Below are 22,480 nucleotides of genomic sequence, written 5' to 3'. Positions count from 1 at the left end.
ATAAACTTTTTATAATTGCTTTCGATTTTGAAGCAGCAAATAGATAAAGAACGGAGCTCCAAGCACTGCTGTAAATACGCCTGCTGGAATTTCTGTAGGCTGAAACAGCAGGCGGCCGATATAATCTGCACCGACTAATAGCATGGCGCCAATGCTAGCTGAGAGCGGAATGAGCCAGCCATGCATCGGCCCAATTAAGCTCCTTGCAATATGGGGTGCAATTAAGCCGACAAATGCAATTGGTCCAGACATCCCGACTGCGGAGCCAGCTAGTGCGACACTGATGAAGAGTATAAGCAGGCGATAGCGCTCAACGGATTGACCAACGCTGCTAGCTGTCGCATCACCTAGCACTTGTGTATTTAGATGACGGGTCATAAAAAAAGACAAGCTCATAAATACGACAAACCAGGGCAGCAGTGTCCATACATAATCCATCGAGAGACCATACACACTGCCTGTCATCCAAGTAATGATCTGCGTAGCTAAGAAGGATGGGCCTGCTAAAAGCATATACATCGTAATGGAACCAGCAGCTGTAGAAATACCTAATCCGATCAAGATGAGTCGATAAGGTGATATTCCATCTTTCCAAGCGAACAAATAAATGAGTACCGCTGTCACCAGCGCCCCGGATATCGCTACGAGCGGCAGCCAATGAATGCTTAACGAACCGCTTGTTAAGGTTATAAAAGTAACAGCAGCAGCAGAACCGCCGCCATTAACACCCAACAGTTCGGGAGAAGCAAGTGGATTGCGAATAACCGCTTGCAGCATGAGACCGGCAACGCCTAAGGATGCACCAATCATGAGAGCCATCAGCAGTCTAGGAAGACGCAGGTTCATAACGACCATTTCATATGTAGGATTGTCCACGCCTAATATAAGTACAGCAAATACATCTTTCATAGGAATGTACATGCTGCCAAAAGAGATGCTAGCTATTGAAAGCACAAACAAAGCGAGCATTGCAATAATCGTAATCATTAACCCGCGGGCATGAATTTGGAATGAGAAGCGGGAAGACTTTCCACGCAGTGTAATATACTTCATCGCAGTATTTTCCTCCTCGCAATTACAATTAGGAACGGTACGCCAAGGAATGCGGTAATAACGCCTACAGGTACATATTCACCGCCAAGTATGAAGCGGGATACCGTATCTGCCCCTACTAATAGAATAGCGCCAGCGATTGCGCAATAAGGGAATAACCAAGCATGATCTTGACCTACTAGAGAACGGCACATATGCGGAATCATCAAACCGATGAAAGCGATAGGGCCAGCCAAAGCAACTGAGCCGCCAGCAAGCAGAATGACCGTAAATAAACAGCAAAACTTGACGAACAACGTACGCTGTCCGAGTCCTTTAGCAACGTCATTGCCCATCGCCATAACATTTATGGCCCGAGCCAGCACAAAAGCTAGAATGAGACCGATAGCAATATAAGGAGCAATCGACGTCCAATGTGCCATCGTGCGTCCTGATACAGAGCCAGTTAGCCAAAATAAAGCTTGGTCCATCGTAAAATTGTCATATACCATAACACCAGAAGTAACTGAGGAAGCAAGTGCAGTAACAGCTGAGCCTGCCAGCGTAATGCGAATAGGCATATTGCCTTCCGATCCAATTGAGCCGATTGCCATTATAAATATAGCAATGACGGTAGCACCTATAAATGATACCCAAATCACTTCTTGTGTGCCCATATCGATCCGTAATAAGCTTATGGCTAGGACGATAAACATCGCCGAACCCGAGTTGATCCCGAGGAGTGAAGAATCAGCTAGTGGATTACGTGTCATCGCTTGCAAAATAGCCCCAGCTATTGCAGAAGAAGCGCCCACCGTGATCGCAATGAGCGTTGCGGGCAGTCGTACCGTTTGAATGAGCAAATGCTCTCTTGAGTTATCAAATGCTGTGAAAGAATTCCACATCGTTGCTAGTGTAAAGCGTTCCAAGCCAAACATCAGGCTGCATAGAGATGCTGAGCCGAGCAGGGCAATACCTAGCAGAAGGACGATCCATTTGGAGCGCGTGCTTGCCAAAATACTCATTATGAAATTCTCCTTTATAAAGTTAAAAAATTAGCAAAATTTATGGATAACATTCTCATTGTAAAAAGTCGGATCATTGCTGTCAATGAAATTGATTCTCAATATTAATGAGGAGGCTAAACAAAATGGAATTTCAGGATCAGGAGCTAGTTAAAGTTACTAGATTGAGGGCTAAATAAATAGTTGACGTTGGCCATACATCCTGATATTCTATTTAAATATATTTTAATAGTCCCTTGTATAAGTTCGCGAATAAGGCGTGGACGTTTCTACAATGCTACCGTAAAAAGCTTGGCTACAAGGAGATATCGATAAACCGTATTTATCTCGATCGTTGTACGACCGTTTGGCTGTATGGCAGCGTGTATATTGTTGTATTGAATCTCTTAGTGATCAAGCTTTGACCTTATTTCCGTTTTAGGATGGACAGGTCAGAGCTTTTTTTGTGCCGTTTTTTTAGAATAGCAATGGGTGCGAGGGGCATGATCGTAGAATAGCAATCATCAGGAGGCGCAGCATGAAATCATTTTTTGAGTTCGAGCAACGAGGGACGACGTATCGAAAGGAGATTATGGCAGGTGTGACAACCTTTTTGGCCATGGCCTACATTTTGGTTGTCAATCCACTTATTTTAAGCGATGCGGGTATGGATAGGGATGCTGTATTTACAGCGACTGCGTTGACTGCCATTTTCGGTTCACTGCTCATGGGTGTGTTGTCAAACTATCCAATCGGCGTTGCTTCCAGCATGGGGTTGAACTCATTCTTTACGTATTCTGTCGTGATTGGTATGGGCATTCCATGGCAAACGGCATTAACAGGTGTACTCGTATCGAGTGTCCTTTTTATTATTTTAAGTGTCATCAAAATTCGTGAAAAAATTATTAACGTCATTCCTGAAGATTTGAAATATGCCATTGCGAGTGGGATTGGATTTTTTGTTGCCTTTATGGGCTTGAAAAATGCGGGCATCATCGTAAGTAGTAAAGATACTTATGTTACGCTTGGCGATTTAGGTTCGCCACCCACGTTGTTGGCCTTGTTCGGCTTTATCGTAATGGTGGTTTTGCTTGTCCGCAATGTGCATGGAGGCATTTTCTACGGCATGGTCATTGCAACCGTAGTAGGGATGGTGTTCGGCATTATTGATATGCCTGAGCAAATTGTAGGCTCTATCCCGAGCTTGGCACCAACATTCGGTGTAGCATTCGATCAATTGTCAGCTACCTTTACTCCTGAGTTGCTAGTGGTTATCTTTACGTTCTTATTTGTAGGTTTCTTTGACACCGCGGGAACGTTGATTGCGATTTCGACGCAAGCAGGGTTTATGAAAAACAACCAAATTCCGAAAGCCGGTCATGCACTTGTTGCAGACTCCACAGCTTCGTTGTTTGGTGCTGTAGTTGGAACAACGACGACGGCTTCGTGTATTGAATCGTCAGCAGGTATTGCAGCGGGAGGACGTACCGGATTTACCTCGGTTGTTGTGGCAGGTTTGTTCACCTTGGCGCTGTTCTTCTCACCGCTATTGTCTATCGTTACGACAGAAGTTACAGCACCAGCACTTATCCTCGTAGGCGCGATGATGGCATCGCAAGCTCGCTTTATTAAATGGGAGAAGCTCGATGTTGTCATTCCAGCATTCGTTACGATTGTGGCCATGCCTCTTACATTTGGAGTGGCGACGGGTATCGCACTTGGTTTCATTTTATATACGGTTATTAAAATGGCTAAAGGTGAGTTTCGTTCTGTGCATCCGATTATGTACGTGCTGACGGTGATGTTTATCGCTTATATTGGCTATGTGGCTTAGAAATTAAATAAAGGTATTAGGGTTTGTAGCTATTGTACATTCATAGTAAGCTGCTCCATTCATCGGACATGATGAGTGGGGTGGCTTTTTTTTGGTTGTGTTTATGATTCATGCGGTCGATGAGTGAGGATTGAAACAGAAAGTTTCCAAGTTTATACTTAAAAAAGAAGCTGGTAGAATATTCTTTTGTGAGGTTGCAATCGTTTAATGGAGTTTTGGTATGGAAAGGGAGAGCGTTATGAATTTATCAAGTGGTCCAGATCCTCAGGAGCGGGTTAAGGCACTACGCATCAAAAATAATGTAAGATTGAGCATATTTTTCTTCATTATGTTTCTTATATTCTCAATCCTGATTATTCGACTCGCAGTCGTACAGTTTATTGAAGGTCCAGAATTAAGCAAAGCCGCAGTTCAGATCGGAACAAAGTCGCTCGACCTCGTCTCGATACGGGGAACGATCTATGATGCTGCTGAAAAAGAGATTGCTTATTCGCTGCCAACTCAGTCCTTGTATTTTCGAATGGAGAAAACCTATAAATCGGAGCAAGATGAAGAAGTCTTGAAGTTAGCTCAAGAAATCAAGACTGCATTCGATAAGAGCGGCATTCAGCAAAGTAAACCGATGACGCTGGAACAAATTATTTATGCGATGGATGTAAAGGGGAAGCGAACATTAGGTATTTACCCGCGGCAATTAAAAACCAATTTAACTAAGCAAGAAACGGCCTATTTTATGGAACATAGAAATGAATTCCCAATGCTAGAAGTAGTGGAAGAAAACATAAGGCAGTATGATACGACTCCAATCGCTCCTCAAGTTGTCGGTCATATGAAGAAATATAAAGGTATTTCCAATAACCTGGCACGCTATCCCTATTTTGAAAAGTTGGCTGTAGCAGAAGAAACGAAAAATAGTTATTTGGCCAGCGAAGAAGTTGGGGTTGCTGGACTAGAGTATATGTATGAATGGGCATTGAAAGGAAAGAATGGGGCGCGAGAATACCCGGTAGATGCTCAAAATCGGATAATCGGTGCGGGAAAAATAACGAAGCCTATACGTGGACATAACATCCATATGACGATTCATCCTGAAATTCAGAAACAAACACAGCAAGTAATGATTGATCATTTGAAGAAAATACGAAATTCATCCAATAAATATGAGTATGCACCGAATGCGATTACGGCTTATGCCGTAGCCATGGAAGTGGAAACGGGCAATATTGTTGCGATGGCGAACCATCCTCAGTATGATCCGAATATTTATCAGGAGGGGTTAAGTGAAGAAGAGTTTAAACAGTTGGGATCTAATAATTTAAATGGAACAGTACGTGAAGTTGCACAAGACTATGGGGATAAGAAGGAGAATTGGCGACATCCTTCCTCTCTATTATATTTGGGATCGACGATGAAGCCGCTTACAATTCTTATTGGTCTCAAGGAAGGGCTTATTTACCCAAATACTACTTATCCTGATACAGGAGTAACTTATATTGGACGTCATGGCAGGCAAACCCCAATTCATAATGCAAGTAGAAAAGCTAATGGTGTCGTAGATACGCGAGAAGCTTTAACGAAATCCTCCAATACATTTATGATAGAGAAGGTTGGAAATCCGCTGTATAAGAGATATGGCAAAGAAAAAGGTCTTAAAATATGGGATGACTATATGAAAGCATTTGGATTAGGACAGACAACAGGAAGCGGTTTCCCCGGAGAATCGCCTGGCATCAGCGATTATATGCAGGAAGGGCAGTCTGGTCAATCATCATTGGCTTACGCTTCCTTTGGCCAGCAAGGTAAATATACAGCATTGCAGCTGGCTCAATATACAGCTACGTTGGCGAATCGAGGCAAGCGGGTGAAGCCGCAGTTCGTATCTCATATAACAGATGCAAATAAAAAAGTAGTCAAACGTTATGGTAGAGAAGTGCTTAGTACGATTGAATTTGACGAAGCGCATTGGGACGTTATTGAAGATGCCATGTTGGCTGTAAGCGCACAGGGGTTCCAAGATGCACCTTATACAGTAGCAAGAAAGACGGGAACGTCTGAGCAGGACGTATACGGTGGCAAGCGTGTAGAAAATGCAGTGTTTATTGCTTATGCGCCTGTAGACAAGCCAAAGCTGGCAGTTGCGGTTGTCGTTCCAGAGGGTGGGTATGGAAGTTATGGAGCTGCTCCAATAGCAAGACAAATCTTTGATTCGTATCATAGCGTATATGGACTGAATAAATAAAATAGGATAATAGATGAAGAGAAGCCACAGGGGCAGGAGAATCCTGCTCTGCTGTGGCTTACAGAGAGTGAGTATTGTTGGTAATTCACTTAACGCTTATCCACTTGAGGCTATTATCTGCGTTTGCGTCTGAAGCCACAACATGGATTTGGATTGCAACCAGTTCCGATGCCGCCAACGCCAGGGCCTGGGTAGCCGCCATTCGGGAAACCGCCATTTCCGGGGAATCCAGGTCCTGGTGGCAATGTTGCACCGCCTACAGTTGTTTCGTTGTACGTCCAGATGTGTTTAGGAATGGGTACAGTGTGCACCTTATTAATAATTTCTACTGGATGGATAACAGGTACAACTTGTGGCTGGTAACAGTTATTAATTTGTTTGATAGGTGGACATACGATAGGCTTTACTTGCGGGTAACAATCATGGCGAGAAGACATACCAACAACTCCTTTTCAGTGATGATACAATATATGGATGATGCTTGTAGAAGGGTTGTTCGTTTGCCCCGATAGCTGCAGAGGTTTTGAAAAATGGGGAATATACCCTCACATAGTGAAAAAAATCACTAGAGACTTGATTATCGTTTGCAGATTCAGTATGATGATGAGTAATATTTTCTGGTAAAAGGTGGGATTGTCTTGTTCTCCATTAGACAAGGGTCAAACACGTTAGTAATTGTTCTCCATGAAATATATGGCCTTAATCGGCATATGGAGCATGTATGCAAACAATGGCATGACGCTGGGGTAGATGTGATATGTCTCGACCTTTTGAATCGTGAACCATTTGAAGCAGATCAAGAACAAGAAGCTTACCAATACTTCATGCAGCATGTCGGCTTTGAACGTCCAGTAGAAGAAGTGCTTAAAGTGGTATCGAGTTTGCGTCATGAATACAGTCAAATAGGTTTGGTCGGGTATAGTGTAGGGGCAACGATTGCATGGCGATGCAGCGCCGAAGGCAACATGGATCGTGTCATCGCGTATTATGGCTCGCGCATTCGAGATTACGTGGATCGCGTTCCTTTATGTCCCTCTTTACTTATATACGGTCAGGAAGAACCTTCATTTGATGTGGCAACGTTGGTATCTCAAGTACAGCAGCATCATACAGCGCATGTATATGTCTCCGAAGGCAGCCATGGATTTGCGAATCCATATGCAGTAACCTATAACCGAAGATCGGCAGAATTAGCTTGGGAACAAACAGAACGCTTCATGAATCAAGGACAGATTGGATAGACGGGCTAGCCAAAACGATGCAAATCAGTGTATATTGTGCATGTACGCCTGTCGTAGAGGCTGGAGATAGTGTGGTTCAACTGGAGGGATTCGACATGCAGCGATGGAAAAGCGATTGGACAAACGATGATTCTATATATCATTTTACGGGCTGGGATTTGGGCACATTAGCAAAATACGGAGGAATGCAGGAATTTCCTCTGCCTTGGAATTACGCTCATATCGTGATGCCCCGATTGCGTCAAGTAGACAGCTTGCTGGATATGGGGACAGGGGGGGGAGAGTTCCTTAGCAAATGCACACCGCTGCCTGCATGTACATATGCAACAGAAGGATATGAACCAAATGTTGAGGTGGCTAGAACGTTGTTGGGGCCGCTTGGGGTAAATGTTGTTCCGTTTAGTGACGACGAGCATATTCCAATTCCTTCTGAGCACTTTCAGATGATTATAAACCGTCATGATTCATTCAACGCTTCTGAAGTTGCTCGTATGCTTAAGAAGGGCGGAACATTCGTCACACAGCAGGCTGGTGGGCACAATGATTTGGAATTTAATGATTGGCTTGGAGCTCCCTATCCAGATTTTATTGATTGGAACTTGGATACAGCTGTGAACAATTTGAAGCAAGCTGGGTTAATTATTGAAGAAGCAATGGAAGTTGAGGTCAAGACCAGATTTTATGATATTCGAACGATTATTGCTTATCTTCAAGTTGTATCAGGGTGGCAAATTCCTGACTTCTCCGTCATTACGTATGAAAAAGAATTGCGCAAACTTGATGAGCGTCTAGTTATGGAACGCTATGTAGATACAACTTGCCATCGATTCCTAGTAATTGCCCGCAAACCTTAGTTCTTCATGAGTAAGCATAGGTATAATACTACCTTGATGTATACGTATTTACATCTTGTAAGTCAAAAGATCGAGTGAGGAGGTAGCTCCTCAATTCGATCTTTTTGTTGTTTTACAAGGGTTCCAAGTAACTTGATAGGCTTATTGGAATAATTTATAATACAAGCGAGGTACTAAAAAAACCATTATAGTTTTCTGATTTATATTAAGTGGCGATAAGGGGGAGTTTGATGCGTAAGCGAATTCTGGCATGTTGTTTGGATTTGTTAGCTGTGAGGGGGTTGAAGTTTACAACCGTTGAATTAGCAAATTCATTAGGTATAAGTAAGCGAACGCTGTATGAGCAATTTGAATCGAAAGAAGCGATCATTGCTTGCTTAGTGGATGATGCTATCGAAGAAGTTCATAAGCATGAATGCGAAATATATGCACGTGATGACTGGAATGCAGTACAGAAACTGTACGCGTTATTGTCCTTTGTTCCTAGTGGGCTTCTTATTGGCAATCCTCACGTGCTTGAAGATTTAAAGCGTTACGCGCCCATGCAATGGAACAAGGTGGATCAGTTGCTGCTTCATGAATGGTCAACGATTACAAAAGTGTTAGAGGACGGAATAGCATCAGGTGAGTTTCGGAGCGTACATGTACCTGCTATAGTACAGGCAATGCGTGGAGCCTCTGCAGCGATATTTGATCCGAGGGAAGCACAGCATGTTACTTTTTCATTGCATCAGGCCGTTGAGACAATGACAGATGTGTTTGTACAAGGATTGATACAAAAGGTGGATACGAAATGACCAGATCATCAGTTGCTTCACTAAAGGTAATGTGGATCTTATTTTGGATGACCGACGTAGGTTTTATTTTATATTGGACGAGCACAGCTTTTGGACTTATACCGCCTGAATATGCATATAACGACTATACTAATCCAATCCTCGTCGCTTGGAATTGGTCATTTGCGCCAATTGATATTGTTATTTCGGTAACAGGATTGATTAGCATTTATTTATGGAGAACGAAACGTCCGCAGTGGAGCATTTGGGCTCTCATATCGCTGGTCTTAACGAGCGCATCTGGGTTGATGGCCATTTCTTACTGGGCGATACGCGGCGAATTTGATCTGTTGTGGTGGCTACCCAATCTTTTCTTGCTGCTCTACCCGTTGTTGTTTGTGAGAAGTGTTGCCTTATCAGTGTCTGGAAATAAAACCCTCGCGCGACTATAATAGTAATACATGGTCTTAAGGAGGAAGAATCGGTGAAGAAATGGTTGTTCATATTTGTTGTAGCTTTGGCATTAGTAGGATGCACAGGGGATACAGATGATGTGCAAACGTCGCCATTAACATTCAGCATTTCTGACACGACTTTAGAGCCAGGAAATAATAAAGTAGGTTGGTTTTTTAATAAGCCAGTGGAGTATTTTTATAACAAAGTAATGAAGGTAGTCGCTACACATGAACGAACGGATCATTCCGTTGTCCTACTGGATGGCCATGGAATGGTGTACCATAGTCCTGATAATACGGCTGACAAAACCCTCGTGCCTTCGATGTTAAACTTGCCGGATACAGGCCGATGGAAACTCGATCTATATGTGAATGATATTTCATATGGTCATATTATGATTGATGTGGAGCAGCATGAGGAAAGAACTCTTCCAGTTGCTCAGCTTATTTGGGCCGATCGATATAAATGACGGGTGTGTTCATATAAATGGGAGTGCTGTTCTTGTTTGGGAATGCAGCAGGAATGGCTTTTTTCCATGTCATGCTAAGAAACTTTTGTGCGTGTGGTGCGTAGTGATTGACAGTGTATGGGCATTCTTATAAGCTCTAATTCGTTGGGTATGACTATAGCTTTTGAAATTCGACATGATTTGTATAATAATAGAGGGTGAGAAGCTAGCAACCTACCTAGTTGACCATGAACGAATAGAGACAACCTTCCCGATACGATAATGATATAGAAAGTAGAGGAGAACGATGCAGAATCAATGGATAGCCGATCGTTATGAAATAAATGGAGAAATTATGCAATCTGATGATGGAGTCTGGTACCGTGCGTTAGATACTTCTCTTAACCGTGAAGTGTTTATTTTGCTAATTCGTCCAGAGGCTAGATCGTATTCAGAGGCATTTCCGCAATTATTTAGCGAAGTAGGACATGTAAGCAATGAATCTTTTCTTCAAATATTAAATGCAGGTACGAATGAAGAGCAGCGTTATGTCGTATTCCATGCTCGTAAAGGAATGCCGATGTACCAATACGCAGAGCGCCATGCAGTTAAGCTGCAAAAGACGCTGCGCTGGGTACAAACAGCAGGTGAGCTGTTGCTTCAAGGTGAGCGTTCCGGGCTGCCTTCTTTCTCCGTAAGCTTCGATAATCTTTGGATTACGGATAACGATGAGATTCTTGTTATGAATTATTGGAAAGAGGCTGTAGGCAGTCGCACTGGTCCAGTTGGTCTGTCCCAGCTGTTGTATCAACTTTCTACTCTGCATGCATTAGCACCACGTCAGTATGATATATACGAAAGTCGCGTTCAATCTATATTGAAGCATGAGCTGCCAGCTCAACGTGACGCTGTGCTGGCACTAACGAAGCGTGTATATGAAAGTGATGTTGCAGTAAGTGAGTATGTACATACGCTCGAAGAGATACGTGAGCGTCCACATTCGCTTGTGAAGCCAGCAGCTCCTATTGCTCCTATCATAGAAGCGTATGAAGAGGTGAATGACGAGCGTCAGCCGTATACGGAACCGACTTCAGCATCTGCACCTTTAGCAGCTTCCGAACCGCCTGTGCCACTCAGTCGTACGAAGACTAATCATGAAACAAAAGTGGATCAACGCAGCAATCATTCGGCAGCTGAGTTGCGTAATAAAGTGAAAGCAGAAGAGTCTGCGTTGTCACCTGAAGAACGTTCCGCATTTGAGCATAAAGAATCTCGCAACGACCGCTTTAAGGTTGGCATTATGATAGCAGGAATTGCACTATTCTTTACGTTACTTGCAGGAGCCGTTATATGGGCGAACTCACTAACGAGTGACGATACGGTGGCAACTACGCCGTCTACCGAACAGCAGCTAGAACCAAATGAACCAGGTAGCGAAGAAACCGCACAGCCGGACAATTCTGCTAATAGGAATGAAACGAATGAGACAACAGATACACAAGAGCAAGATACGAATACATCGGATCCAAACAACGGCGGCACGACTGTACCGTCGGAGGAGACGGAAACGGTTCCCACACCTGACACCAATAATCAGGAACCACCTGTGGTACCAGATGTGAATCAGAACGAGCAGCCGACTACAGAAACCGATAACAATGGTGTTCAGCAGCCAGATCCTACAGTGCCTACAGATCCAAATAATCCGAATGGCGCTATCGTACCTCCAACAGGTGAGAATAATACTCCTTTGGATCCAAATCGTCCACAGCCAGAATTACCAGCTGAGGGTACAGCACCAAATCTAGTCGGATTGACACTGGAAGAGGCTGAACAGCTTACTAAAGAAGCAGGTCTCAAATATTCCTTCTTTAAAGAGAATCATGAAGGCGGTGAACCAAACACCATCTTCAAGCAGGAGCCAGAAGCGGGTGCTGCAGTGAAAAAAGGGGACCGCATTACGTTCTATGTTGTCCGCAAGGCTAATTAATCTTTTATGCTAGATGGACTTAACCTTGATGCGTTTACCGCATGGCTGCAGTCACTAGGTACATGGGCGATTGCAGCCAGCTTATTATTAAATATTGTGATCAGTGTGGCTGGGGTAATCCCTAGCATATGGCTAACAGGAGCGAATGTGATAGCTTTTGGCCCTGAGCTCGGATTTGCGGTCTCCTTGATAGGGGAGACATTGGGTGCTGTTTCGGCACTCATGTTGTATCGCCGGGGATTATCCCGTATTCCTGCGATACAACAACAGCGCTGGGCGTGGTTGCAGCGGCTTCATCAATATGGGAGGGTGAAGAGGGCTTGTCTTGTACTCGTTGCTCGATTCATTCCTTTGGTACCATCAGGTGTGGTTAATGCAATTGCGGCATTGTCAACGATGAGTATGTTAGACTTCACGTTAATGACGATTATAGGTAAAGCACCTTCGATATGGATAGAAGGCGTACTAGGCAAGGCGATGTACTCCAATAGTACCATATTTCACATTGTGCTAATTATGGTTATTATTGCCTTGATCGTTGGGTGGGTACGACGTAAACCATCTTAGTTCGAATATCAAAGATAGCACCGTTCGTACCCAATGATTTGAGTACGAACGGTGCTATTTTAGTTTGGAAATAAAAAAGCCAACAATGACGATTGCTAGCCCTGCCCATGTTTTCCATGTCGGTACTTCTTGCATAAACCAGTACCCTAGTGCAATGCAGACGACGATTTCAATACCTTTGGATGCAGTTAAGACGAACGTCAATTGTCCAATCGCTTTGTAGCCGAACTTGATCCCATAGCCGATCGCCAAGCTTGCTAGCCAGAACAAGGGGAGGACAGCAAGCTGATATTTTACAGTGGGCCATAAGGCAGGATCAATGTGTTTTGTTTGATAAGCAAATATCGCATTTACGATAAATAGCCCTGCCAATAAGCTGCTTACGCTGTAAATATAAAGCACAGAGACAACACTTCCTTTGCTTTTCCAAATTCATGGTCTGCATAGTTTCCCTAAGGAAACAAAGTGTTATGCAAGCAACTTGACTATGCCAGTCTATAGGCTAAGAAAGAAGGCGCGGAAATGTAATCGTAAATGTTGTACCTATGCTTTCATGACTCTGTACGTCAATAGTGGCTTGATGCATATCAACGAGTTTAGCTACGATAGCTAATCCTAAGCCGCTGCCACCGTATTGCCTAGAACGGGACTTCTCAACTCGATAGAAGCGTTCAAAGACGTAAGAGAGCTCGTCTGGTGGTATGCCTTGACCTGTATCGATGATCGTTATTCGAATCTGCTCCGTACCTGTTATTACACGGATCGATACATCTCCGGCCTTCGTATATCGTATGGCGTTGTCTAGTAAATTCAACATGATTTGTTCCAAGCGTACGGGATCTCCCCATATGTATGGATGCGGCTCGGCTGCAAACATTTGCAATTGAAGGCCTTTTTGCTCCGCCATATGCTGAACCTTTAATAAGGAACTTTGGCAAATGGTGTTCATGTCAACTTGCTCAGGCAACAAGCTGAACTGACCTTCTTCCATTTTTGTAAGATCAAATAAATCTTGAATGATACGATTAAGCCGCTTGGCTTCATCTGCAATGATCCCAATGTATTGCTGCTTTTCTTCCTCTGTCTCATACCACTCTTGCTGAATCACTTGTGCATAGCCTTCCAAATACGTTACAGGTGTCTTCAACTCATGAGAGATGTTAGCGATGAATTCGTTGCGCGAATCACGATATCTTTTGAGCTCTTCTGCCATATGATTGATTGCATGTGCTAAGCTTCCTACTTCATCGTCAGAGAGAACCTCTACACGCGTCTCTAGCTGTCCCTCAGCGATTGCACGAGTAGCATCAGCCATCTGGCGCATCGGCCTAGATATACGTCTAGAAAGCCAATAGATGATGCCTGCTGCTGCAGACATAATTGCAATGACGGCAAGATATAAAATTTGTCGATGACTTTGAAGCATTTCTTCTGTATCTGTAAGTGAGTTCAATATAACGATACTACCTTGTAGGCTGCCGTTCGTAATCATAGGGACACCAGTTATAGTGTAGCTCGTTTTATCGATTGTAATATTTTTTTCTAGTTGATTTCCTGCTTGTAGTGTTCGTATATATTCGTCTGTTAAAAAGACAGGATCGATCTCATGATGATGTTTGGATCTAGCTGTAACCTTACCTTGGCTATCGAGCACGAACAACGTAACACGAGTGAAATCTGCCATCGTTTCGAGGGCATCCATTTTTAGCGATGTATCGTTACTAATCATACTAACGAAATGGAGCGCGAGCTCGTTCATTTCTTTATGTTTCTGCTGATAGGTATGTGATACGACCAAGCGATCCATCAGCAAAGCTGTGGGCAGGAAGAGCAACAGAAAAACAGACATAATCGATATTCCTATTTTCAAATCAATTCTATTTCTCATCAGCGGTCCCTTTGGCATTGAAGCGGTATCCAATCCCCCATACCGTTTGAATAGGATTGTAGCCTAACTGAGCCTGCTCCATTTTCATTCTTACATTTTTCACATGGGTATCTACAGAACGAGAATCTCCGTCATAGTCTAATCCCCACAAATGTTCAATCATCGTCTCCCGATCGTAAACTCGTTGTGGGTGAGTGGCTAAAAGATGCAAGACATCATATTCTTTCGGTGTAAGTTCCATAGGTAGTCCATTTGCAATCACTTCACGGCTCTCTTCGTAAATGATGAGTTGGGGAAAATGCAATGCTTTGTGATGAACTTCTTGCGCTGCCAATTGGAAATGTGAGCGCCGCAGTAGGGCTGTTATTCTGGCGATGAGTTCATCAGGCTCGAAAGGCTTGGCTAAATAATCGTCAGCTCCGATGGATAGTCCGTTGACAATATCTTTCTTGTCTGAACGAGCAGTGAGCATGATGATAGGGATACTCATCGTCTGCCGTATACGTTGAACGACTTCCCAGCCATCTATATTTGGCATCATAATATCAACGATGACGAGATCGAATGATTGCTCTTTAAGCCTGTTTAGCGCATGTTCACCATCAGGACTTTCCTCAACGAAATAGCCATTTCTCTTCAAGTGAATCCGTACTAAATTGCGCATATTTGCTTCATCATCGACGATGAGGATTCGATAGGTTTGTAAAGAGGGGATCATCATTATTTATTATTTCCTCCTAGATATCAGCAAAAGCATTTATCTCATTCATTATATAATTGTACAAGTTGAAAACCAATCGAAACGATATAAAGCATTTTTATTTCCGCCTATTGGTGGTATCGCTATCCTAGTGGTTTGTTTAGTGATTGCCTTTATTGTTTACCTGTTGGGAGAATTTTTAAATGAAAAAATTGCTAAGTTGGAAGCAAAGAGAAGTGAACGACGGAATCATACATATTTGGTTATACCTCTATAACATAAAAGAAACCCATCAAGGGAGCATGCATGCGTCCACTTGATGGGTTGTTTCATTGTGACTACCAGTCCCAGATCAACGTCCACAGGGAACCGAAGATCGTGATAAGACTAACAACCACTGCATAAATGATATTGATGTAAAGCGTGTTTCTATCTTCTTTTGATTCGTTAACGTGCATGAACATGAATAACTGCACGGTAGCTTGAATGACAGCTGTAGAAACTAGAATGACCATGCCCATTGCATAGGACATATCTGTATACACAACTAGCAATGCGACTAACGTCAAGACGAGAGAGAAGATAAATCCCATCACGTGACCGATAGGGAACAGTCGTTTCATCATGATCACATCAGTCCTTTCAGATAGACGAAGCTGAAGATAAAGATCCAGACAACATCTAAGAAGTGCCAGTAAAGCGAGAAGATGAATGATTTATTCGCTGTTGTTTCATTCAAACCTTCACGTTTCAACTGGATCATGATCGCGATTCCCCATAGGAGACCAAATGTTACGTGAGCTCCGTGTGTACCGAGCAATACGAACAAGCTAGAAGCAAATGCACTCGTTTGAAGCGTCAAGCCTTCATGAACATAAGTGTAGAATTCATAAATCTCGATACCCAAGAACGCTGCACCAAGCAATAGAGTAATGCCCATGAACCACATCGTTGGTTTTATCAAACCTTGACGCATGGCGTGAATCGCTAGACCACAAGTGAAACTACTTGTTAATAGAATGAACGTTTCTGCCAAAACTGGCTCAAGTACGAAGACATCGGCAGCTGTAAGGCCAGATCCTGTACGCGTCCAGAGTGTGAAATACGTTAAGAACAAGGTAGCGAAAAGTACGATTTCCGCGCCTAAGAAAATCCAAAAGCCTGTTATACGGAAGCGGTTTTCTTCGTTCCGGTATTCAAGAGGCAATGAGTTGTCTATTTTCATACCGAATCACCTCCATAGGATTGTTCCGTTTTCTTCACTTCATCAACTGGAATATAGAAGCCATGATCACGCTCGAACGTACGCATTGCAAGCAAGATAAGAACCCCGATACCTGCTACAATGGCAGACTTCCACATGCTGAATACCATGAAGAATCCCCAGAAGAAGAAGATTGCGCCAAGAATAAACGGTTGACCGTTGTTGCTCGGCATATGAATTTTTTCTATCTTATCTTTGAAGAGAGAACGTTTCTCTTTCTTCGCGAAGTAGAAAGCATCAAGACGATCAACTTCAGGAACGACAGCAAAGTTGTAAACCGGTACTGGAATATGTGTTGCCCATTCCAACGTACGTCCTGCACCATCCCATACATCGCCTTTTGTCTCGCGTGGTGCGTGACGGAAGCTCCAGATGATGTTGTAGACCAACATAGCAAAACCAATCATCAGACCGACAGAACCAATTGTTGCAATTAAGTTCAGCGGACCGAAGCCTGTTTCAGCTGAATACGTGTATTGACGACGTGTCATACCGTCCAGACCCAAGAAGAAGAGTGGAAGGAACGTCACGTTGAATGAAATAGCAATTGTCCAGAACGCTGCTTTACCTTGACGCTCATCAAGCTTGAATCCAGCGATAAGCGGGAACCAGTAGTACATACCAGCGATAACCGCGAATACGGTACCTGGAATCAATACGTAATGGAAGTGAGCAACCAAGAACATCGTGTTGTGGTACTGATAGTCAGCACTTGCCATTGCAAGCATAACACCCGTTACGCCACCCAAAGTAAAGATAGGGATGAACGCTAATGAATACATCATTGGCGTCGTAAACACAATCTTACCTTTGCGTAATGTGAACAACCAGTTAAATATTTTAACACCTGTCGGAACAGCAATAAGCATCGTCGTAATAGAGAAGAAGCTGTTAACTGCTGCGCCTTGGCCCATTGTGTAGAAGTGATGGACCCAAACTAAGAATGACAAGAGAGAGATGACAGCCATACTTGCTACCATTGATTTGTAGCCGTATAGGTTCTTTCTAGAGAACGTAGAAATAATCTCACTGTAAATACCGAAAGCAGGAAGTATAACGATATATACTTCAGGATGTCCCCATACCCAGAACAAGTTAGCCCATAGCATATCCATACCGCCATTGGTCATCGTGAAGAACTGACTACCGAATAGGCGATCAAACATCATTAAAGCAAGTGCTACTGTTAATACAGGGAATGCGAATACGATGATGATACATGTAATAAGTGTAGACCAAGTAAACATTGGCATACGCATAAGCGTCATACCAGGTGCACGCATCTTCAAAATCGTTACGATGAAGTTGACACCTGTCATCAACGTACCAAGACCTGCAATCTGAAGTGCGATTGCGTAATAGTTATTACCTACACCTGGACTAAACTCTGTACTTGCTAGTGGGAAGTACGATGTCCAACCAGCATCAGGTGCTCCACCAACAACGAACGCGATATTATAAAGCATTGCACCGAAGAAGAACAACCAGAAGCTGACTGCGTTCAGACGCGGGAATGCTACGTCGCGTGCACCGATTTGCAACGGAATAACGACGTTCATAATACCGATAATAAATGGCATTGCCATGAATAGAATCATGATAATACCGTGTGCAGAGAATATTTCATTATAGTGCTGAGCGGTCAAGAATTTCATCTCTGGTGCTGCCAGCTGCATACGAAGCATCAGACCGTCAGCGCCACCGCGGAATAGCATGACAAGCGCGGAAATAATATACATAACGCCGATTTTTTTATGATCGACAGTTGTTAACCATTCTCTCCATAGATAGCCCCACTTCTTAAAGTAGGTCAAGCCAGCAACGATAGCGATGGAGACTAAGACGATACTTACAACGGCGCCAATAATTAAAGGATCGCCGTGCTTGAGTCCGTCAACGATAAACTTATCCCAATTCATTCCTGTTAACTCCTTTCGTGAAGTGATGGCTCTTAGTGGTTCGAATGATCCTCAACTTCGGTTTCTTCATTATGCTGCTCACCATGACCTTCATGGTGTTCATGATTGTCAGATTCATTCTCATCTTTTTGACCAGGTTTCTTGAAATGGCTAGAATGATCTTCTGGAGCTGGTCTAAATTCAAGATGCGTATTAGAGAAGGATTCACGTCCAACGAATTCAGTTTTGAGTAGTTGATCGTACTTTTCCTCTGTTAATGGAGGAGCCGTCTTCTTCACATCATTTACCCATTCATCGAATTCTCCTTGGCTCATTGCAAGAACTTCAAATTCCATTTTTGCGAATCCTTTACCGCTGAAGTTACTGTTCTTACCCATCATGGAACCTGGCGTATCAGCAACTAGGTTAAGCTTTGTTACCATGTCTGACATGGCATACTTCTGTCCGCCCAACTGAGGGATCCAGAAGCTTGTAATTGGACCGTAAGAATACAGTCTAAACTCAACATTTTGTCCGGTAGGAATGTTCAGGTAGTTAACCGTTTCAATCCCTTGTTCCGGATAGCTGAAGTGCCATTTGTAATTAGATGAAGCTGCGTAAACGATTAGCGGCTTTTGATTCTCGTAACCCGCTGGAGGTTTTTCAACAGCGATGGTAGATTTGACAGTTACGACCGACAAAATGGAAACGATAATAATCGGTATAAGTGTCCAAGTAATTTCAAGCTTTAAGCTACCTTCATCATGTGGTGGCTCATAGTCTGGACTGCTGTTACTTGCACGATATTTAACCAATATGATGGTGAACAGTGCAAAGACTACGACTAGAACTCCAGCCATCATGAGAACGGAGAAAATAATCGTTTCCGACAACAACGCCGCAGCTGGTCCTTTCGGATTCAGTACAAGTAGTTCACTCGTACAGCCGCTTAGAAGGAATGTTAACAGCGTCAAGATGACTAATAACGATCCTTTCTTTTTCATTAAGGTACCCCTTTCTGTTTGATGCATTTTGTTGATGCATGTTTGTCAATTTTGATGTGTAACCACATCTTCAATGAGAGAACGTTAACATTATCGATCACGAATAATGTTGACGATTGCCATGTGATAGTTGAGATAGACATCAATAACGTGGCGATTGTTCATAAGTTGTACGACTCTCATCAATATCTTCATCACTGATAATACATTCTAAAAGGTAAGTTGACGATGTTTTTACAGGAAAGACACCTAATTGTCACAATTTTTATTCAAAAAAACTCCATATTTCCGACAAATTCCTTATTTTAGATGTAAAATCTGTTAATTAGTATAAATAATGCACTTTCAAGAAATCGATATACAGATTTAGGAAGTGGTTTTACATAAAAGGAACAATTGTGTGATTTATTTTCCTACACGGAATCTACACAAATTAAGGGTATCGTAAAGAGCATAGTCTTGTTAGGAGGTAATGTCATGAAAGTACATCGTTCAACGAAAGCTGTAGCTATGCTTTTGTTCACTATTTTGTTTCTAAGTGCTTGCACATCCCAAAAAGAAGCACAGCCAACAAGTGAAGCAGGGAAGAGCGTGACTGAAGTCATAGCACCTTGGATTGCTACAAAAAATACAACGCGGATCAACTCTTCACATCCAGTGGAGTCCGCCGTACTCGTATCTAAAACATTGTGGCCTGCCACCGCAGACGATAATCGACCTGGCGCTGTCATCCTAGCTCCAATAGAACGGTGGGGGTCCGCGTTGGCCAGTTTGGATTTGGTTCATCATCCTAATAACGGACCACTGTTATATATGGATAAGAATGGTGTTCCCCAAGCTACTATTGATGAAATAAAGCGATTGAAGCCAATTGGTATTGGACAAGCTAAGGAGCAAATCATTGTTATTGGAGAGAGTTCACAGAAAGTAAAAGATCAATTAAGTACAGCAGGGTTTAAAGCTTCATATGTGTCAGGAAATGATGATGCTGAAATTGCGGCACAAATTGATACACTGTATACGAAAGCTTCAGGTTCACAGCCCAATAGTGTTATTGTAGGCTCACTGGATAATCCAGCGTATACCATTCCAGCGGGTAACTGGATTGCGCATATGCCCGAGCCACTGTTGTATGTAACAAAGAAAGAGATACCTCAAGCAACAGTAAAAGCATTGGAGAAGCGTAATGGCAAGGCAAATATATATATTATCGGACCTGAGTCTATTGTATCTGCTGACTTAGAGAAGAAATTGAAGCAGTATGGAACCGTAAAGCGAATCGCTGGTAAAAACCCAATTGAGAATTCTATTGCTTTTGCTAAATATAAAGATGAATCAACAGGCTTTGGCTGGGGAATTACGACACCGGGACACAACTTATCTTTTGTTCCTGCTGGCAATGATTTGTTGGCCATATCAGCAGCACCATTTTCTCATCTTGGGAAACATGCGCCGCTTATATGGACAGAGAAAGATAAGATGCCTAACTCGGTGATGGATTATGTCATGACGTTACAGCCTAAATATATGGAGACACCTACAGAAGGACCCTTTAATCATGCTTGGATTGTAGGGAATGAGAAGGATATCAGTCCTCAAGCGCAAGGGGAAATAGACAGCATGTTGGAGATTGTATCTGCAAGTGGTAAAGGACATGCTGACCATGGCAGCGCAGGATCAGAAAATACGTCTTCAAATAAAGATGAAGATGAGACTCCATCTGAAAATAACCATGGTGGTGCTCATCACTAATAATAGGATATAAGCGAGATTGGACAAGCTTTAAGCTCACCTGACATTGTTAGGTGGGCTTTTTATTATGCCCTGTGTAAGGTTCCAAATAGAGGTGAAGCAACTAGCTTTTAATATCTCGTTCCATAAATTGACTTGGGTTGGCAACCAGATTATGATATATTTTATAAGTTCTATTTCTGGATATTGATGGGAGAAGGTTGTGTGAATGAGGTGAAAAGATGGTAAATGAATCGAGATCTTGGTCGACGGTTCCAAGATATGCAAAGCGGTTCATGTGGGTTGTTACACTTGTTGTCGGACTTTTGTCTTCACTCATCGTACTTGGATACGGTGATTATTTTTATTTAGGCAATCCTGAGCGTCCAGATAACGATGACGTGAAATATTTGCATACTGCTCGAGTACTAATCAATGAAGGTGTGCTTTCTTACAACACGAGTGATCAACCTAGTACCTACATTATGCCTGGCATGCCTTTTGTCATTGCTGCTTTTATGCTTGTTTTCGGTCAAGGGGATGAAGTGGTCATTGCAATACGACTATTTCAATGCCTTTTGCAAGCACTATGTATTCCGTTTATTTTCTGGCTGGCTTATCGTGTATTTACCGTGCGAACAGCGTTAATTGCAATTGGAATTAGCGCTATTTATTTGCCTGATTACTTCGCATCAGGTGTTATTTTATCGGAGAGTGTCTTCCGTACCATCTTCCTTCTACTAATTATCGTCATGATGGTTGCGTTAGAGAAACGTCGTACAAGCTGGTATTTGCTCGTTGGCTTACTTGTAGCGATTGCTGCCTATTTTAAACCGCATTCAACGCTGCTGCCCGTTCTATTTTTATTGTTCTGGTGGAAACAGCGTTATACGTGGAAGGAAATGATGAAGTATACGGCAGCAATGGGGCTAGTGTTCGTCATTTTGTTGTCACCGTGGTGGATTCGCAACGTTGTTACGTTCGATAAATTCGTAGTATTTACGGAATCATCAGGGAATCCTTTTTTATTAGGAACATTTATTAATTTCCAAGAGCCTGATGCTGACTTTTACAAAGAGTACCCAGAACATAAAGATGTGCTTATGCTTGGATCTGATAATCAGTTGAAAGAAAGAGGATACGATATGCTTGCGTATCATTTGAAACATAATCCACTTCTTTTGCTCTACTGGTTCACGATAGGGAAAGTAGGGTCCCTGTATATCTTGGCCTATTATTGGAAGCCACTTCTGGGTATAGAAATGATAGTGGCACATATATTCCAAGTTATTTTGCTTATCATTGGCGTTTCAGGTGTAGGTATGACGCTAAGAAAGCTAAGGCAGTGGCCTAATGCGGGTATATTGCTCGCTTCACTGGGCTATTTCAGCTTTATCTATATTCCGTTCGTAGCATTTTCACGGTATGGATATCCGAATATGTTCCTGCTCATTATTTTTGCTGCGTTCTTCATCGACAGAATGTGGGCAGCTCAATATGAGAAAAAGATGAAGCAAAAGACACGACATCATTCTGTAAGTGGAGGTTCGTAGT

Annotated in this window: 21 protein-coding genes and 1 riboswitch; of the genes, 11 read left to right on the top strand and 10 right to left on the bottom strand. The window is 42.8% G+C overall.

The genetic code is table 11. The features are described from left to right. Positions 1–9: 9 nt before the first annotated feature. Both H580_RS0114935 and H580_RS0114930 read right to left on the bottom strand, forming a co-directional pair. Entirely contained in the window at positions 10–1,053 is a 1,044-nt protein-coding gene (locus H580_RS0114935; protein ID WP_036605341.1) for a FecCD family ABC transporter permease, read from the bottom strand. After that, positions 1,050–2,057, bottom strand: coding sequence for a FecCD family ABC transporter permease (locus H580_RS0114930; protein ID WP_036605339.1), 1,008 nt, complete (start codon positions 2,055–2,057; stop codon positions 1,050–1,052). The genes H580_RS0114935 and H580_RS0114930 overlap by 4 nt, the downstream gene beginning before the upstream one ends. Positions 2,058–2,273: 216 nt before the next feature. Continuing rightward, positions 2,274–2,375, top strand: a riboswitch (purine riboswitch). A 199-nt stretch (positions 2,376–2,574) separates the two neighbouring features. On the opposite strand from H580_RS0114930, the gene H580_RS0114925 reads away from it, so the two are divergent. Beyond that, the gene (locus H580_RS0114925) at positions 2,575–3,870 is read left to right on the top strand and encodes an NCS2 family permease (RefSeq protein WP_028595486.1); all 1,296 of its coding nucleotides are present in this window, start codon (positions 2,575–2,577) and stop codon (positions 3,868–3,870) included. Between the two features lie 238 nt (positions 3,871–4,108). After that, positions 4,109–6,109, top strand: coding sequence for a peptidoglycan D,D-transpeptidase FtsI family protein (locus tag H580_RS24415; protein ID WP_036605431.1), 2,001 nt, complete (start codon positions 4,109–4,111; stop codon positions 6,107–6,109). 113 nt (positions 6,110–6,222) lie between these two features. Here the strand turns inward: H580_RS24415 and H580_RS24410 are convergent, their stop codons facing one another. After that, positions 6,223–6,546, bottom strand: coding sequence for a hypothetical protein (locus H580_RS24410; protein ID WP_036605337.1), 324 nt, complete (start codon positions 6,544–6,546; stop codon positions 6,223–6,225). A gap of 201 nt (positions 6,547–6,747) precedes the next feature. Here H580_RS24410 and H580_RS0114910 point away from each other — a divergent pair, with 201 nt between their 5' ends. The 7 genes from H580_RS0114910 to H580_RS0114880 all read left to right on the top strand — a co-directional run bounded on the left by H580_RS0114910 (position 6,748) and on the right by H580_RS0114880 (position 12,441). Then, positions 6,748–7,350: a dienelactone hydrolase family protein gene (locus tag H580_RS0114910; protein ID WP_036605335.1), complete on the top strand. Its 603-nt coding sequence runs from the start codon at positions 6,748–6,750 to the stop codon at positions 7,348–7,350. Between the two features lie 95 nt (positions 7,351–7,445). Beyond that, positions 7,446–8,204, top strand: a complete 759-nt coding sequence (locus H580_RS0114905; protein WP_028595484.1) for a class I SAM-dependent methyltransferase — start codon at positions 7,446–7,448, stop codon at positions 8,202–8,204. Between the two features lie 230 nt (positions 8,205–8,434). Beyond that, positions 8,435–9,001, top strand: coding sequence for a TetR/AcrR family transcriptional regulator (locus H580_RS0114900; protein WP_028595483.1), 567 nt, complete (start codon positions 8,435–8,437; stop codon positions 8,999–9,001). Further along, on the top strand, positions 8,998–9,432 hold the full coding sequence (locus H580_RS0114895) for a DUF5360 family protein (RefSeq protein WP_028595482.1): 435 nt from the start codon (positions 8,998–9,000) through the stop codon (positions 9,430–9,432). Before H580_RS0114900 ends, H580_RS0114895 begins: the two co-directional genes overlap by 4 nt. Before the next feature lie 32 nt (positions 9,433–9,464). Next, on the top strand, positions 9,465–9,905 hold the full coding sequence (locus H580_RS0114890) for a hypothetical protein (RefSeq protein ID WP_028595481.1): 441 nt from the start codon (positions 9,465–9,467) through the stop codon (positions 9,903–9,905). A 286-nt stretch (positions 9,906–10,191) separates the two neighbouring features. Further along, entirely contained in the window at positions 10,192–11,874 is a 1,683-nt protein-coding gene (locus tag H580_RS0114885; protein WP_028595480.1) for a Stk1 family PASTA domain-containing Ser/Thr kinase, read from the top strand. Between the two features lie 6 nt (positions 11,875–11,880). Further along, the gene (locus tag H580_RS0114880) at positions 11,881–12,441 is read left to right on the top strand and encodes a TVP38/TMEM64 family protein (RefSeq protein ID WP_028595479.1); all 561 of its coding nucleotides are present in this window, start codon (positions 11,881–11,883) and stop codon (positions 12,439–12,441) included. A gap of 54 nt (positions 12,442–12,495) precedes the next feature. On the opposite strand, the gene H580_RS0114875 is transcribed toward H580_RS0114880, so the two are convergent. The 7 genes from H580_RS0114875 to qoxA form a co-directional block, all read right to left on the bottom strand. Further along, positions 12,496–12,843: a hypothetical protein gene (locus tag H580_RS0114875; protein WP_028595478.1), complete on the bottom strand. Its 348-nt coding sequence runs from the start codon at positions 12,841–12,843 to the stop codon at positions 12,496–12,498. Between the two features lie 100 nt (positions 12,844–12,943). Continuing rightward, positions 12,944–14,329: a sensor histidine kinase gene (locus H580_RS0114870; protein ID WP_028595477.1), complete on the bottom strand. Its 1,386-nt coding sequence runs from the start codon at positions 14,327–14,329 to the stop codon at positions 12,944–12,946. Beyond that, complete coding sequence (locus H580_RS0114865; RefSeq protein WP_245583573.1) at positions 14,319–15,050, bottom strand: response regulator transcription factor; 732 nt, start codon at positions 15,048–15,050, stop codon at positions 14,319–14,321. The genes H580_RS0114870 and H580_RS0114865 overlap by 11 nt, the downstream gene beginning before the upstream one ends. Before the next feature lie 317 nt (positions 15,051–15,367). Next, on the bottom strand, positions 15,368–15,652 hold the full coding sequence (gene qoxD / locus H580_RS0114855; protein WP_028595475.1) for a cytochrome aa3 quinol oxidase subunit IV: 285 nt from the start codon (positions 15,650–15,652) through the stop codon (positions 15,368–15,370). 5 nt (positions 15,653–15,657) lie between these two features. After that, positions 15,658–16,254 carry a cytochrome aa3 quinol oxidase subunit III gene (gene qoxC / locus H580_RS0114850; RefSeq protein WP_028595474.1) on the bottom strand — a complete coding sequence of 199 codons (597 nt, stop codon included), beginning with the start codon at positions 16,252–16,254 and terminating at the stop codon, positions 15,658–15,660. After that, entirely contained in the window at positions 16,251–18,212 is a 1,962-nt protein-coding gene (qoxB, locus tag H580_RS0114845; protein ID WP_028595473.1) for a cytochrome aa3 quinol oxidase subunit I, read from the bottom strand. The genes qoxC and qoxB overlap by 4 nt, the downstream gene beginning before the upstream one ends. 32 nt (positions 18,213–18,244) lie before the next feature. After that, positions 18,245–19,195 carry a cytochrome aa3 quinol oxidase subunit II gene (qoxA, locus tag H580_RS0114840; protein WP_028595472.1) on the bottom strand — a complete coding sequence of 317 codons (951 nt, stop codon included), beginning with the start codon at positions 19,193–19,195 and terminating at the stop codon, positions 18,245–18,247. 477 nt (positions 19,196–19,672) lie between these two features. On the opposite strand from qoxA, the gene H580_RS0114835 reads away from it, so the two are divergent. Then, the gene (locus H580_RS0114835) at positions 19,673–20,947 is read left to right on the top strand and encodes a cell wall-binding repeat-containing protein (RefSeq protein WP_157282931.1); all 1,275 of its coding nucleotides are present in this window, start codon (positions 19,673–19,675) and stop codon (positions 20,945–20,947) included. A gap of 221 nt (positions 20,948–21,168) precedes the next feature. Next, a complete protein-coding gene (locus tag H580_RS0114830; protein ID WP_028595470.1) occupies positions 21,169–22,479 on the top strand; it encodes a glycosyltransferase family 39 protein in 1,311 nt (436 codons plus the stop codon). Position 22,480 lies beyond the last annotated feature (1 nt).

It is taken from the genome of Paenibacillus assamensis DSM 18201, from assembly GCF_000422445.1.
Lineage (GTDB): Bacteria > Bacillota > Bacilli > Paenibacillales > Paenibacillaceae > Paenibacillus_B > Paenibacillus_B assamensis.
Note: the sequence above shows the minus strand (reverse complement) of the source record. Positions and strands in the feature narration are given on the sequence as shown.